We start from the raw sequence: 12257 nt of genomic DNA, 5'->3' as shown, positions 1-12257 counted from the left end.
GTTTCGTGACGACGCTAAAGGTGAGTGAGATGAATACCAAGTTTGATGAGCTGCTGGAGTTCCCCTGCAAGTTCCCGTTCAAGGTGCTTGGCGTGGCCGATCCCGCCCTGCCGGATCAGGTGGTTGAAGTGCTGCAGCAACATGCCCCGGGCACTTACAGCCCGACCGTTCAGCCCAGCACCAAGGGCAACTATCACTCGGTACGAGTGACGGTCACTGCCCAGAGCAAGGAGCACATCGAAGCCATGTACACCGCACTCGGCAAGATCGAGCTGGTTCGCTACGTTCTGTGAGTCGCCTCTCTCGCCCCGCCATCGGGGCGAGCGATTATTTGCCATTCTGTTTTGCCGACGCAAGCGCCAGTCAGTGAGGAAAGATGTCATCACAGATCCCCGCCCAGCCACGGCTGTTAGTCAGACAGTTGGGCCGTCGCCCCTACCAGCCGGTGTGGGACGCCATGAAGGCCTTCACCGACAACCGCACCAGCGAGACACCCGACGAGTTCTGGGTGGTGGAGCACGATCCCGTCTACACCCAGGGCCAGGCCGGCAAGGCCGAGCATCTGCTCGCCCCCGGTGACATCCCTGTGGTGCAGAGCGATCGCGGCGGCCAGGTGACCTATCACGGTCCCGGCCAGCTGGTGCTCTATGTGCTGGTGGACGTGCGCCGCAGCAAGCTCTCGGTGCGCGAGCTGGTAACCTGCCTGGAAACCGCCATCATCAACACCCTGGCCAGAAGCGACATCCAGGCCTATGCCAAGGCCGATGCCCCCGGCGTCTACGTGAAGAATGACCTCGGCATGGAGGCCAAGCTCGCCTCCCTGGGCCTGAGGATCCGCAAGGGCTGCTCCTTCCACGGACTGGCCCTCAATATCAACATGGACATGACCCCCTTCCTGCGCATCAATCCGTGCGGTTATGCGGGCATGGCCATGACCCAGACCAGCGCCCTGGGCGGCCCGCAGAGCGTGGCCGAGGCGCAATCCATTCTGGTGGCCGAACTGGCCCGCCTGATTGGCTACCAAACGATCACCCATACCGAAGAGGCGGCATGAGCAACCCCATGCCGTGCAACCATGAGGGCTCAGAGCAGACCCTAATGGCTACCAATCAGACAATAACAAACACCGAGAGTGAATCATGAGCAAACCCGTTCGTATGGAGCCGGGCGTCAAGCTGCGCGATGGCGACAAGATGGCCCTGATCCCGGTGAAATTCATGCCGGATCCCAACGAGGAAGTGCTGCGCAAGCCGGACTGGATGCGGATCAAGCTGCCGCCGTCGAGCCAGAAGATCGAGCACATCAAGAGCACCCTGCGCAAGAACAAGCTGCACTCGGTATGTGAGGAGGCCTCCTGCCCCAACCTGGCGGAGTGCTTCAACCACGGCACGGCCACCTTCATGATCATGGGCGCCATCTGCACCCGCCGCTGCCCCTTCTGTGACGTGGCCCACGGCCGCCCGCTGGCGCTGGATCCCGAAGAGCCGAAGAAGCTGGCGCTCACCATCAAGGAGATGGGACTGAAATACGTGGTCATCACCTCGGTGGACCGCGATGACCTGCGGGACGGCGGTGCCCAGCACTTCGCCGACTGCATCAAGCAGATCCGCGAGCACAGCCCCCAGACCCGCATCGAGATCCTGACCCCGGACTTCCGCGGCCGCATGGAGCAGGCGCTGGAGGTGTTCCGCGAGACGCCTCCTGATGTGTTCAACCACAACCTGGAAACCGCTCCGCGCATGTACCGGGTCGCCCGCCCGGGTGCCGACTACAAGTGGTCCCTGGAGCTGCTGCGCCGCATCAAGGAGATGCACCCCCATGTGCCGACCAAGTCCGGCGTCATGATGGGTCTTGGCGAGACCAACGAAGAGATTGTCCAGGTGCTCAAGGATCTGCGCGAGCACGGCGTCAACATGCTGACCCTGGGCCAGTACCTGCAGCCGAGCCGTCACCACCTGCCGGTGAAGCGCTACGTGCCGCCCGCAGAGTTCGACGAGCTGAAAGAGGTCGCCATGGATCTCGGCTTCAGCCACGCCGCCTGCGGCCCCTTCGTGCGCTCCTCCTACCACGCGGATCTGCAAGCCAAGGGTGAAGAGGTCAAATGACCTCACCCGAAAGAGGGGTCAAATAACCTCTCCTGCTAAAAGAAGAGCGCCCAAGGGCGCTCTTCTTGTTGAACCTGTCTGACTCGACACGCCCGACCAATCCCTTGGCTAATTCCCGGCGCCGGGGTTAAGGTGACGACTCCCTTTCCTTGAGTGACACTCAGATGCCAACCCCTATCGTTCGGCTGATCCCCATGGATGAGGCGGCATTCCCCGCCTATCGCGACTACTTCATCGACGACTACGCCCAGGATCTTGCCAGCAATCACGGGCTGATCCTGGCCGATGCCCGCCAACAGGCCGAGGCCTCCTTGCTGCAACACCTGCCCCAAGGGGCCGCCACGCCGGGCCAGAGCCTGCTCTGCATCCTCCCTGTGAGTGACAGTGTCGGGGGCGCAGTCGCACCGACGACGGCCATCGCCGGCTATCTCTGGCACTGTGTCGACAGCGCCGCCCACACCACCTTCATCTATGACTTCTACATATTCCCGACCCATCGCGGGCTGGGATATGGCAAGACCGCCATGGCGGTGCTGGAGGCCGAATTGAAGTGCCTTGGCGTCAGCCAGATCAAGCTGAGGGTCGCCCATGACAACCCCAGAGCCAGGGCGCTCTACGAAGAGATAGGCTTTCGCATCACGGGCTACAACATGGCCAAGACGCTGGGTTGATGGCCCCCGTCATCAACCCCCTTCCGTCATGCCATGGCGAGCCGACGCTCACAGCGAGATCCCGGAAAACGACATGAAGCCGAGCGACATCAGCCCCGCCACTATGAAGGTGATGCCGATGCCCCTCAATCCCTCTGGCACGTCCGAATACTTCATCTTCTGGCGCAGGCCGGCGATGGCGACTATGGCCAGCAGCCAGCCGAGCCCGGAGCCAGCCCCGTAGACCACGGATTCGATGAAGTCGTAATCCCGCTGGGCCATGAACATCACCCCGCCGAAGATGGCGCAGTGCACCGTCAACAGCGGCAGATAGATCCCCAGGGCCTGATGGAGCGCCGGGAAATGCTTGTCCAGCACCATCTCCATCACCTGCACCAGGGCCGCCAGCACGCCTATGTAGATGATGAAATCGAGAAAGCTCAGGTCAAACTCCCCCAGGAAGGTGCTGTCCGGGCGCAGTATATGGCGGTAGATCAGGTTGTTGAGGGGGATGGCGATCACCATGACCACCAGCACCGTCATGCCAAGGCCGAAGGCTGTGTTGATGTTCTTCGACACCGCGAGGAAGGTACACATGCCGAGAAAGAAGGCCAGGGCCAGGTTTTCCACAAAGATCGACTGAATAAACAAATTGACGTAATAGTCCATGAAGGCAGCTCACCACGAGATTGTGCAAAGAGAGAGTCCGCCCCTGGCCAGGGGCCAGCGGCAGAAACCGGATGACAGTCAGCACGGGCGCGATCGCAGACGACGGGGGTCGGCGGATCAACAAAAAGGGATCAGCGCCAGAGACGGCGTCGGCGTGCGCCCGGCGAGGCGAGCAGCGCTAGTCGCCCTGGCAGAAGCGAAATTGCAGGTGATGGCAGAGCAGTTGCCGCTGGTGCAGATGACCAAGGCAGTTCGGCCATTGCCTGAGATAGATGAGGGGCAGGAAAAACAGCAGGCCGCAGAGCAGACCGAGGATCTCGTGCTGGAACCAGGCCAGCAGCATCTGGTAGAGATCCGGGTCCCTGGTCCCTTCCAGCCGCCGCCCCTGCTCGACGCTGAGCCGCCACTGGGAGGCGGGAGGCAGGCTGACGCTGTCGGCCAACTCCGATGCGGGAGGCTCGTGCAGCTGCATCGAGGATGTCGATGTCCCCTGGGTCGACAGTGCGGGCGCACCTGGCCCTGCCGCGGCAGAGGCGGCAAGCCACAGCAGGCAGGCGACGGCGATCGCCATCGGCCAGCGCAATGATCGGCCAAGGGGTGGCAAGGGACGGGCTCCTTGAAAAGGCAAGGGGTTGAACGGGGCCGAATATATCACAATTCCCCTTCATATTGAATTTTGGCATCCGCTAACCTGGAAAATTCGATACAAACAACCTGCTTTCTCCACAAAGAGGGCATTTAACGCCCTCAATGAAAACCGCGGGGAACGACTACCATCCTAGACCCTGGGGCCCTATTCTGTGGGGGCATAGCCGAGCCGGCAACAAAAACGGCCACCCCAGGGTGGCCGCTGTCATCGTCAGGGTGGAGTCGCCGCCGGCTCAGAGACCGGCGGCCTCCAGATGCTCCACCAGCAGCTGGACGCTGCGGTTGCCGCGCCACTCGTTGACATCGAGCCGGTAGACCAGCCGCACCCGTTTCACCGAGGCATCGGGCCAGCGCTTGAGATCCACCCCGAAGGCGATGGCATCCACCGCATGGCCGGAATCCGTGGTCAGCATCATCTTGAGGTGCTTCTCCCCCACCAGCCGCTGCGCCACCAGCACGAACTCGCCGTCGAACAGCGGCTCGGGGAAGGCCTGGCCCCAGGGGCCGGAGGCACGAATGAGCTCCGCCAGCTCCAGGCTGAGCTCGTCCGGCAGCAGCTCGCCGTCGGTGAGCAGCACCCCGGTCAGCAGCTCAGGGGTCACCAGCTCGCCGATCACCGCCTCAAATGCGCGACCGAACGCCTCTATATTGACCTTGGGCAGGGTCAGCCCGGCCGCCATGGCGTGGCCGCCAAACTTGCCCATCAGGCCCGGATGGCGGGTATCGAGCAGCTCGAGGGCATCGCGCAGATGTACTCCGGGGATGGAGCGGCCCGAGCCCTTGAGCTCGGTGTCGCTACTCTCGGCAAAGGCGATCACGGGTCTGTAGTACTTCTCCTTGATCTTGGAGGCCACCAGCCCCACCACCCCCTGATGCCACTCGTCCCTGTGCAGCACTATGCCGGAGGGGACTTCACCATCACGAAAACGGATCTGCTCCAGGGTGGCGAGGGCCTCCTGCTGCATCCCCTGCTCTATCTCCTTGCGCTCCTGGTTGAGGCTGTCCATCTCGGCCGCAAGCTGGCGCGCCAGGTTGATGTCATCGCTGAGCAGACAGGCGACCCCGAGGGACATGTCATCCAGGCGACCCACCGCATTGAGGCGGGGCCCCAGGGCAAAGCCGAGATCGGCGGCGCACAGGCGGCGGCCGTCGCGGCCGGAGACATCCACCAGCGCCTGGATGCCGGGGCGGCAACGGCCGGCCCGGATCCGCTGCAAGCCCTGATGCACCAGGATGCGGTTATTGCCATCCAGCGCCACCACGTCGGCGACAGTGCCGAGGGCCACCAGATCCAGATAATCCGCCACGTTGGGGGCACGAATGCCCTGGCGCTCATACCAGCCGCACTGACGCAGGTGGGTGTTGAGGGCCGCCATCAGATAGAAGGCCACCCCGACCCCGGCCAGAGACTTGGAGGGAAAATCGCAGCCACGCTGGTTGGGGTTCACTATCGCATCGGCATCAGGCAGCTCCTGGCCCGGCAGGTGGTGATCGGTAACCAGTACCCGCATTCCGGCCGCCTTGGCCGCCGCCACCCCGGCAATGCTGGAGATGCCGTTGTCCACCGTGATGAGAAACTCGGCGCCCCTGGCCACCGCCAGCTCGACGATTTCGGGGGTGAGGCCGTAGCCGAACTCGAAGCGGTTGGGCACCAGAAAATCGATGTGGCGTCCCCCCATGGCCCGCAGGGCCAGCACGCACAGGGCCGAGCTGGTGGCGCCATCGCAGTCGAAGTCGCCGACGATGAGGATGCGCTGCTGCGCCGTCAGGGCATCCGCCAGCAGGGGCACCGCCTGCTCCATGCCGAACAGGCGCTGGGGCGGCAGCAGCTGACTGGCGCTGCGCTCCAGCAGGGCGGGATCTTCCACCCCGCGGCTGGCGAAGATTTGGCGAAGCAGGGGGTGCAGGGTGGCGGGCAGATGGGAATCATCAACTCGCGGACGACGACGGATTTGCAGGGGCATTGATGTGATCCAGTATCTTGAGCAGTTGTTCGGGGCTCTGATATCCCCGCACCAGATCCCCGTTTGGCAGGACCCAGCTCGGTGACGCCTTGATCCCGAGCCACTGGCTCAGGCCGATATGATGGGCAAGGATCTCATTACATCCGGCCGCAGGCAAACGATCACTGAGGCTGAGTTCACCCAGCAGCGCGGGATCGCACCAGAGCGCCTGCGTCTCGGCCAGTTCGGCGAAGGGGGTAGCCAGGGGCAGCAACTGCACGCTCACCCCCCTGGCCTGCAACTGGGGCAGCTCGTCCAGCACGGCGTGACAGCGGCGACAGCCGAGATCGGTAAACAGGGTCACCTGGTAGCGCTCGTTCGGCGCCTTGAGCCAGAGTCGCGCCTCGCCTACCTGCGCCAGCGCCAGCCGGCGTTGCTGCTGCTGGCTGAGGCGAGTGAGGTTTTGCATGTCGTGGGCCAGATCCAGCATGGAGCCCTGCAACACATAGTTTCCCCTGGCATCGCTATAGAGCAGCCCCTGGGCTGTGCCCAGCAGATAGAGCCCGGGCACCGGGGTCTCGTCCACCAGGAAGACCTGCACCCCGAGGCGCTGTCCTATGGTCTGTTTCAACAGCTGGGGATCCATCCCCGCGCTGGCAGCAAAGGTGCACAGCAGCATCATTCCCAGCAGTAAATGTCGCACTTGATGACTCACCTGGCATGATTGAATGGATTCATAAGGTAACTCAGTGCACATCCTTGCCCCAACCTCTTAATTAGCGATTGATTAATAGAGTGGATCGCAAAAAAATCCCGATCTGACAGGTTGCCAATCGGGCTTGAGCCCCGCAAGCTAATCAGGACGACGGGAGACATCATGGTCATCCCTCTGTTTTATTGATGTTTTATTATCCAGATTCGACGTGCGGCCTGACCTCACGCCGTCCATTTTTAGGGGGAAAAATGAGTCTGATTCAAGAGTTCAAGGCCTTTGCGGCCAGAGGCAACGTCATCGACATGGCGGTCGGTATCATCATAGGTGCCGCCTTCGGCAAGATAGTCTCCTCCTTCGTGGGTGACGTCATCATGCCGCCCATCGGTCTCATCCTGGGGGGGGTGGACTTCAGCGATCTGGCAGTCACCCTGAAGGCCGCCGAAGGTGACATCCCTGCCGTGGTCATCGCCTACGGCAAGTTCATCCAGACCATCATCGACTTCCTGATCATCTCCTTCGCCATCTTCATGGGGCTCAAGGCCATCAACACCCTGAAGAAGAAGCAGGAAGAGGCCGCCGCCCCGGCCGGCCCCACCAAGGATCAGGAGTTGCTGACCGAAATCCGCGATTTGCTCAAATCCCAGCAGGGGAAATAGACGCCATCTCCTGTCGTGCAGTGATGAAAAAACCGCCATCTGGCGGTTTTTTATTGGCGGCGGCACGGATCAGGCCCGGGGATGGTGCTCCCCATGGAGCGCCTTGAGCCGCTCGTTGGCCACATGGGTGTAGATCTGGGTGGTGGAGAGATCCGCGTGCCCCAGCAGCATCTGCACCACCCGCAGATCGGCGCCGTGGTTGAGCAGATGGGTGGCGAAGGCGTGGCGCAGGGTGTGGGGGGAGAGCTCCCCCCTGATCCCCGCCCGCTGGGCATAGAGCTTGATGCGATGCCAGAAGGTCTGGCGGGTCATCATCCTGGCCTGCTTGGAGGGGAAGACCACGTCCGAGCTGGTGCCCCCCAGCAGCAGGGTGCGCCCCTCCCGGTAGTAGCGCTCCAGCCAGTACACCGCCTCCTCCCCCATGGGCACCAGCCGCTCCTTGTTGCCCTTGCCCACCACCCGCACCAGCCCCTGGCGCAGGCTAACATGCTCGGCGGTGAGCCCCACCAGCTCGGAGACCCGCAGCCCGGTGGCATAGAGCAACTCGAGCATCGCCTTGTCCCGCAGCTCCAGCGGATCGTCCACCAGGGGCGCCGTGAGCAGCGCATCCACCTCGGCCTCGCTGAGATCCGAGGGCAGCTTCTTGGGCAGCTTGGGCCCCTCCAGCAGCACTGTCGGGTCGTCGCTGCGCAGCTTCTCGCGATTGAGATACTGATAGAAGCGGCGCAGGGCCGAGAGGAAGCGGGCCGTGCTGCTCGCCGCAAACTGCTGGTCCACCCGCCAGGCGAGGTAGTGCTGGATGTCATCCATCCCCGCCAGCAGCAGGGAGCCACCCTGACCATCGAGCCAGAGGGCAAACTTTTCCAGATCCGTGCGATAGGAGCTCACCGTATTGTCGGACAGCCCCCGCTCCAGCCAGAGGGCATCGAGGAAGGGCTCGATCAGGGGATGGTTGTGCACGGCAGGGGCAGGCTTGGTCATGGGGTGTCGGTCTTGGGCAAACGGTGGCCCATTGTAGCCTGCCAGGCCGGCGCATACACCAGGGGCAGGCACACCAGGCGGTGAAGCGCGAGGGGCAATCTGCTAGACTGGCGCCCTCACTCGGGCGGTCCGACCCCATGGTTGCCCGACACCCCCTTGCCTACTGCGATCAAGAGAAGAGCGATGAAGATAGGTTTGTTTTACGGCTCCACCACCTGCTACACCGAGATGGCCGCCGAGAAGATCCGCGCCCTCATTGGCCCCGAGCTGGTTGATCTCCACAACATCAAGGACGTGCCCCTGGCCCGCATGCAGGAGTACGACATCCTGATCCTCGGCATCTCCACCTGGGACTTCGGCGAGCTGCAGGAAGACTGGGAATCCCGCTGGGAAGATATCAAGGATGTGCCTCTGGAAGGGCGCATCATCGCCCTGTTCGGCATGGGCGATCAGCTGGGGTACGGCGAGTGGTATCAGGATGCCCTCGGCCTGCTGCACGATCAGCTGGTGCCCAAGGGGGTCAGGCTGGTGGGTTACTGGCCCAACGAAGGGTACGAGTTCGATGCTTCCAAGGCGCTGATCGACGATGGCCGTCACTTCGTCGGCCTGGCTCTCGACGACGCCAACCAGTACGACCAGACCGAATCCCGCATCGAGCAGTGGGTCGACCAGATATTAAGCGAGATCCACGAGCTGCTCTGAGTCAGGTAGCTTGCATCTTCGATGATCCCTTGGATGCGGAGCGACGATGGCCATCATCTTGTCGTCGGCCTGACTCTCGATGACGCCAACCAGTACGACCAGAGCGGATCCCGCATCGAGCAGTGGGTCGACCAGATATTAAGCGAGATCCACGAGCTGCTCTCAGCCCGCCAGGTGGTACCAAAAAGCATCGACGGTTCGGCTCCCTCATCGCTCCTCGAAAGCGACGTTGATCTCCCCTGCCGGCAGCCAGCCACACTGGCTGCCGGTCGCAGTTATCGCACCGATTCTCTCAATCGGTATCATCGCATGACGCTATAGCGACTTTTTTGTGCTGGTCTGCAACAATGCAACCGACACCCCATAACACAATCAGAACGGGTGTCGGAAGCAAACAGGAAACAGACCAGAAAAGGAAATTCTATGACCTCATTCTCCCTGTTGGCCCCCACCATAGCCCGCGACGTGCTCGATCACGCCCTGGCGCTGGGTGCCGACTTCGCCGAGCTGTTTGTGGAGCGCAAGCGCCGCAGCCAGCTCAGCCTGCTCTCCAGCCAGATAGAGAACATCAGCGGTGGCCTCGATTTCGGCATAGGCGTGCGCCTGTGCTACGGCCACAAGGTGCTCTACGGCTACACCAACCTCGCCAGCCGCGAGGAGCTGCTGCGCATCGTCACCCTGCTGGCGGCCAAGGACAGGCGTGACCCCGTGGTCACCGCCACCGCCTTCGACTTCACCCGCTTGACCGATCGCAATCCGGTGGCCCTGCCGCTCTCGGCCGACAAGCTGCTGGAGCAGAAGATCGCCTACCTGCACGCCATGGATGCCGTGGCTCGCGCCGAGAGCAGCAAGGTGAGCCAGTTCTCCGGCAACGTGCTGGGCTGGGAGCAGGAGGTGGAGATCTTCAACAGCGAAGGACTCCAGGTGGCAGATCGCCGCCACTACAACCGCATCATGGCCCAGACCATCGCCCTGGACGGGGGCGAGCAGAGCGTGGGCTACGAGGCCCCCGGTGCCCTGATGGGCTGGGAGCATGCCGATCGCATCGATCCGCGGGAGCTGGCCCTCACCGCCACCCGTCAGGCGCTGGTGAAGCTGGGTGCAGCCCCCTGCCCGAGCGGCAAGCTGCCGGTCATCATGGAGAGCGGCTTTGGCGGCGTCATCTTCCACGAGGCCTGCGGTCACCTGCTGGAGACCACCTCGGTGGCCAAGAAGGCCTCGGTATTCCACGACAAGATGGGCCAGCTCATCGCCAATCCGGCGGTCAGCGCGGTGGACGAGGGCTTGCAGAGCAACGCCTGGGGCTCCATCAACGTCGATGACGAGGGAATGGCGACCCAGCACACCCAGCTCATCAAGGAGGGCGTGCTCACCGGCTTCCTGGTGGACAGAATGGGGGCCATCAAGACCGGCCATGCCCGCACCGGTTCCGGGCGACGCGAGTCCTACAAGTTCGCTCCCACCTCGCGCATGCGCAACACCTATATCGAGCCGGGCAACCACAGCCTGGACGATATGCTGGCCACGGTCGAGCACGGCATCTACGCCAAGAAGATGGGGGGCGGCTCGGTGCAGCCGGGCACGGGCGAGTTCAACTTCAACGTGCAGGAGGCCTACCTCATCGAGCACGGCAAGATAACCCGGCCCCTCAAGTCGGCGACCCTGATCGGCACAGGCCCGCAAGTGCTGAAAGAGATCTCCATGGTGGGACGCAATCTGGCGCTGGCCGCCGGCATGTGCGGCTCCATCTCGGGCTCTGTGCCCACCTCGGTGGGCCAACCGGCTCTCAAAGTGGACAACATTCTGGTGGGAGGGAACGCCTGATGAGCCAGCTCGACATGAACCAACTGCTTGCACGCCTGCTGGACAAGGTCGCCGATTTGGACGCCGAGGCAGATGTCATCGCCAACCAGGAGAAAGCCTTCTCCCTCAAGGCCGACAAGGGCGAGCTCGGCGAATACAAGGTCACCAGCAGCCAGCAGATAGGCATTCGCCTCATCAAGGAGGGCCGGGTCGGCATCGCCTACTCGGAATCCCTCGATGAGCCGGCGCTGGATGCCATGGTGCAGGATGCGCTCGATGCCAGCCGCTTCGCCAAGGTGGACCCGGATCAGCGCATCACTGTGCAGCAGAGCCGGCTCACCACCGACTGCGCCGAGATACACCAGGCCGACACCACGGCGGTGGAAGAGAAGATCGCCCTGGCCCTGCGTCTCGAATCGGACATGCTGGCCCTGCCGGACGTGACCGGCGCCCCCTACAACGGCTTCTTCGAAGGGGAGAGCCGCCTCTGGCTCGCCAACAGCCAGGGCACGTTCTGCGAACATCAGGAATTCAGCGTCGGTTGCCACAGCTCCGCCCTCATCGAGCGGGAGGGGCGCCAGTCCATGCACTACCAGGGACAATATGCACGGCGCTTCGACGAGCTGGAGAGCCAGCCCCTCATCCGGCAGATCCACGCCGTGGCCGACGGCCTGCTGATGGGTGAGGCGGTGCCGAGCGGTCGCTACAGCGTACTCTTCAGCACCAACTGCTTTGCCAGCCTGTTTGGCTGCTTCCAGGGGGCGCTGTCGGGCAAGTGGGCCCAGCAGGGGATCAACCCCTGGCGCGGCAAATTGGGGCAAAACGTGGCCTCCCGCTGGCTCACCCTGGAGAGCCGGGCCTATATGCCGGGGGGCATGAACATCAAGGCGTTCGATGGCGAGGGGGCGGCTACCTCGGATCTGCTGCTGATTGGCGAAGGGGAGCTGAAGACCCTGCTGCACAACAGCGCCACCGCCCGCCACTTTGGGGTGGCGAGCAATGGCTCGGCGGCCCGCAGTGCCCGCAGCGCCCTGGATGTGACCGCCCGCCACCTGGTGTTTGGCACAGGCCCTCACAGCGAGGGCGAGGTGCAGAGCGGCGACTATCTGGAGCTGCTCAAGCTGGACGGTCTGCACTCCGGTGCCGATGCGGTGAGCGGCGACTTCTCGTTCGGCGCGTCAGGGTTCCTGTGCCGGGACGGTGTACGCGTCCAGCCGGTGCGCGGCATCACGGTCGCGGGCAACTTCTACCGTCTGCTCGGGGAGCTGGAAGCGGTCGGCAACCGGCTGCACCACAACGATGGCAAGGGCTTCTATGCCCCCCTCATCCGTTTCGGTGGCTTGAATGTCGCAGGCAAATGACAACCAATGAATGACAAGGCGCTC

The 12257-nt window shown here is 63.1% G+C and carries 13 protein-coding genes; 8 read left to right on the top strand and 5 right to left on the bottom strand.

The window, feature by feature from the left end:
• Nucleotides 1-29: 29 nt before the first annotated feature.
• From ybeD to HB860_RS03230, 4 genes are all read left to right on the top strand, one after another.
• Complete coding sequence (gene ybeD, locus HB860_RS03245) at nucleotides 30-293, top strand: DUF493 family protein YbeD (RefSeq protein WP_005329804.1); 264 nt, start codon at nucleotides 30-32, stop codon at nucleotides 291-293.
• Between the two features lie 83 nt (nucleotides 294-376).
• Nucleotides 377-1054: a lipoyl(octanoyl) transferase LipB gene (gene lipB, locus HB860_RS03240; protein WP_247625722.1), complete on the top strand. Its 678-nt coding sequence runs from the start codon at nucleotides 377-379 to the stop codon at nucleotides 1052-1054.
• An 85-nt stretch (nucleotides 1055-1139) separates the two neighbouring features.
• Nucleotides 1140-2105 (top strand): lipoyl synthase, encoded by a 966-nt coding sequence (gene lipA, locus HB860_RS03235; RefSeq protein ID WP_202046512.1) that lies wholly within the window; start codon nucleotides 1140-1142, stop codon nucleotides 2103-2105.
• 164 nt (nucleotides 2106-2269) lie between these two features.
• On the top strand, nucleotides 2270-2776 hold the full coding sequence (locus HB860_RS03230) for a GNAT family N-acetyltransferase (RefSeq protein ID WP_247625721.1): 507 nt from the start codon (nucleotides 2270-2272) through the stop codon (nucleotides 2774-2776).
• A gap of 48 nt (nucleotides 2777-2824) precedes the next feature.
• Here the strand turns inward: HB860_RS03230 and nqrE are convergent, their stop codons facing one another.
• From nqrE to HB860_RS03210, 4 genes are all read right to left on the bottom strand, one after another.
• Nucleotides 2825-3424: an NADH:ubiquinone reductase (Na(+)-transporting) subunit E gene (gene nqrE / locus HB860_RS03225; RefSeq protein ID WP_042649628.1), complete on the bottom strand. Its 600-nt coding sequence runs from the start codon at nucleotides 3422-3424 to the stop codon at nucleotides 2825-2827.
• 178 nt (nucleotides 3425-3602) lie between these two features.
• A complete protein-coding gene (locus HB860_RS03220) occupies nucleotides 3603-3995 on the bottom strand; it encodes a hypothetical protein (protein WP_247625720.1) in 393 nt (130 codons plus the stop codon).
• Between the two features lie 310 nt (nucleotides 3996-4305).
• Nucleotides 4306-6036 (bottom strand): single-stranded-DNA-specific exonuclease RecJ, encoded by a 1731-nt coding sequence (recJ, locus tag HB860_RS03215; protein ID WP_247625719.1) that lies wholly within the window; start codon nucleotides 6034-6036, stop codon nucleotides 4306-4308.
• On the bottom strand, nucleotides 6002-6718 hold the full coding sequence (locus HB860_RS03210) for a disulfide isomerase DsbC N-terminal domain-containing protein (RefSeq protein ID WP_247625718.1): 717 nt from the start codon (nucleotides 6716-6718) through the stop codon (nucleotides 6002-6004). The genes recJ and HB860_RS03210 overlap by 35 nt, the downstream gene beginning before the upstream one ends.
• 260 nt (nucleotides 6719-6978) lie before the next feature.
• Here HB860_RS03210 and mscL point away from each other — a divergent pair, with 260 nt between their 5' ends.
• Nucleotides 6979-7386 carry a large-conductance mechanosensitive channel protein MscL gene (gene mscL / locus HB860_RS03205; protein WP_139437368.1) on the top strand — a complete coding sequence of 136 codons (408 nt, stop codon included), beginning with the start codon at nucleotides 6979-6981 and terminating at the stop codon, nucleotides 7384-7386.
• Nucleotides 7387-7455: 69 nt separating this feature from the next.
• On the opposite strand, the gene xerD is transcribed toward mscL, so the two are convergent.
• Complete coding sequence (gene xerD, locus HB860_RS03200) at nucleotides 7456-8367, bottom strand: site-specific tyrosine recombinase XerD (RefSeq protein ID WP_247625717.1); 912 nt, start codon at nucleotides 8365-8367, stop codon at nucleotides 7456-7458.
• Nucleotides 8368-8550: 183 nt separating this feature from the next.
• On the opposite strand from xerD, the gene fldB reads away from it, so the two are divergent.
• The 3 genes from fldB (at nucleotide 8551) to HB860_RS03180 (ending at nucleotide 12233) form a co-directional block, all read left to right on the top strand.
• Complete coding sequence (gene fldB, locus HB860_RS03195; RefSeq protein WP_005326670.1) at nucleotides 8551-9069, top strand: flavodoxin FldB; 519 nt, start codon at nucleotides 8551-8553, stop codon at nucleotides 9067-9069.
• Between the two features lie 423 nt (nucleotides 9070-9492).
• Complete coding sequence (locus HB860_RS03185; RefSeq protein ID WP_247625716.1) at nucleotides 9493-10893, top strand: TldD/PmbA family protein; 1401 nt, start codon at nucleotides 9493-9495, stop codon at nucleotides 10891-10893.
• Entirely contained in the window at nucleotides 10893-12233 is a 1341-nt protein-coding gene (locus HB860_RS03180; protein ID WP_247625715.1) for a TldD/PmbA family protein, read from the top strand. The genes HB860_RS03185 and HB860_RS03180 overlap by 1 nt, the downstream gene beginning before the upstream one ends.
• Nucleotides 12234-12257 lie beyond the last annotated feature (24 nt).

Source organism: Aeromonas genomosp. paramedia (assembly GCF_023093515.1).
Taxonomy (GTDB): Bacteria; Pseudomonadota; Gammaproteobacteria; order Enterobacterales; family Aeromonadaceae; genus Aeromonas.
This window is presented reverse-complemented; position numbering and strand designations above follow the sequence as displayed.

Bases quoted from the DNA above. Each gene is read 5' to 3' on its own strand.
- HB860_RS03180 (WP_247625715.1), top strand. From the start codon at position 10,893: ATGAGCCAGCTCGACATGAACCAACTGCTTGCACGCCTGCTGGACAAG.
- HB860_RS03220 (WP_247625720.1), bottom strand. From the start codon at position 3,995: ATGGCGATCGCCGTCGCCTGCCTGCTGTGGCTTGCCGCCTCTGCCGCG.
- HB860_RS03185 (WP_247625716.1), top strand. From the start codon at position 9,493: ATGACCTCATTCTCCCTGTTGGCCCCCACCATAGCCCGCGACGTGCTC.
- xerD (WP_247625717.1), bottom strand. From the start codon at position 8,367: ATGACCAAGCCTGCCCCTGCCGTGCACAACCATCCCCTGATCGAGCCC.
- recJ (WP_247625719.1), bottom strand. From the start codon at position 6,036: ATGCCCCTGCAAATCCGTCGTCGTCCGCGAGTTGATGATTCCCATCTG.
- mscL (WP_139437368.1), top strand. From the start codon at position 6,979: ATGAGTCTGATTCAAGAGTTCAAGGCCTTTGCGGCCAGAGGCAACGTC.
- fldB (WP_005326670.1), top strand. From the start codon at position 8,551: ATGAAGATAGGTTTGTTTTACGGCTCCACCACCTGCTACACCGAGATG.
- ybeD (WP_005329804.1), top strand. From the start codon at position 30: ATGAATACCAAGTTTGATGAGCTGCTGGAGTTCCCCTGCAAGTTCCCG.
- HB860_RS03230 (WP_247625721.1), top strand. From the start codon at position 2,270: ATGCCAACCCCTATCGTTCGGCTGATCCCCATGGATGAGGCGGCATTC.
- lipA (WP_202046512.1), top strand. From the start codon at position 1,140: ATGAGCAAACCCGTTCGTATGGAGCCGGGCGTCAAGCTGCGCGATGGC.
- nqrE (WP_042649628.1), bottom strand. From the start codon at position 3,424: ATGGACTATTACGTCAATTTGTTTATTCAGTCGATCTTTGTGGAAAAC.
- lipB (WP_247625722.1), top strand. From the start codon at position 377: ATGTCATCACAGATCCCCGCCCAGCCACGGCTGTTAGTCAGACAGTTG.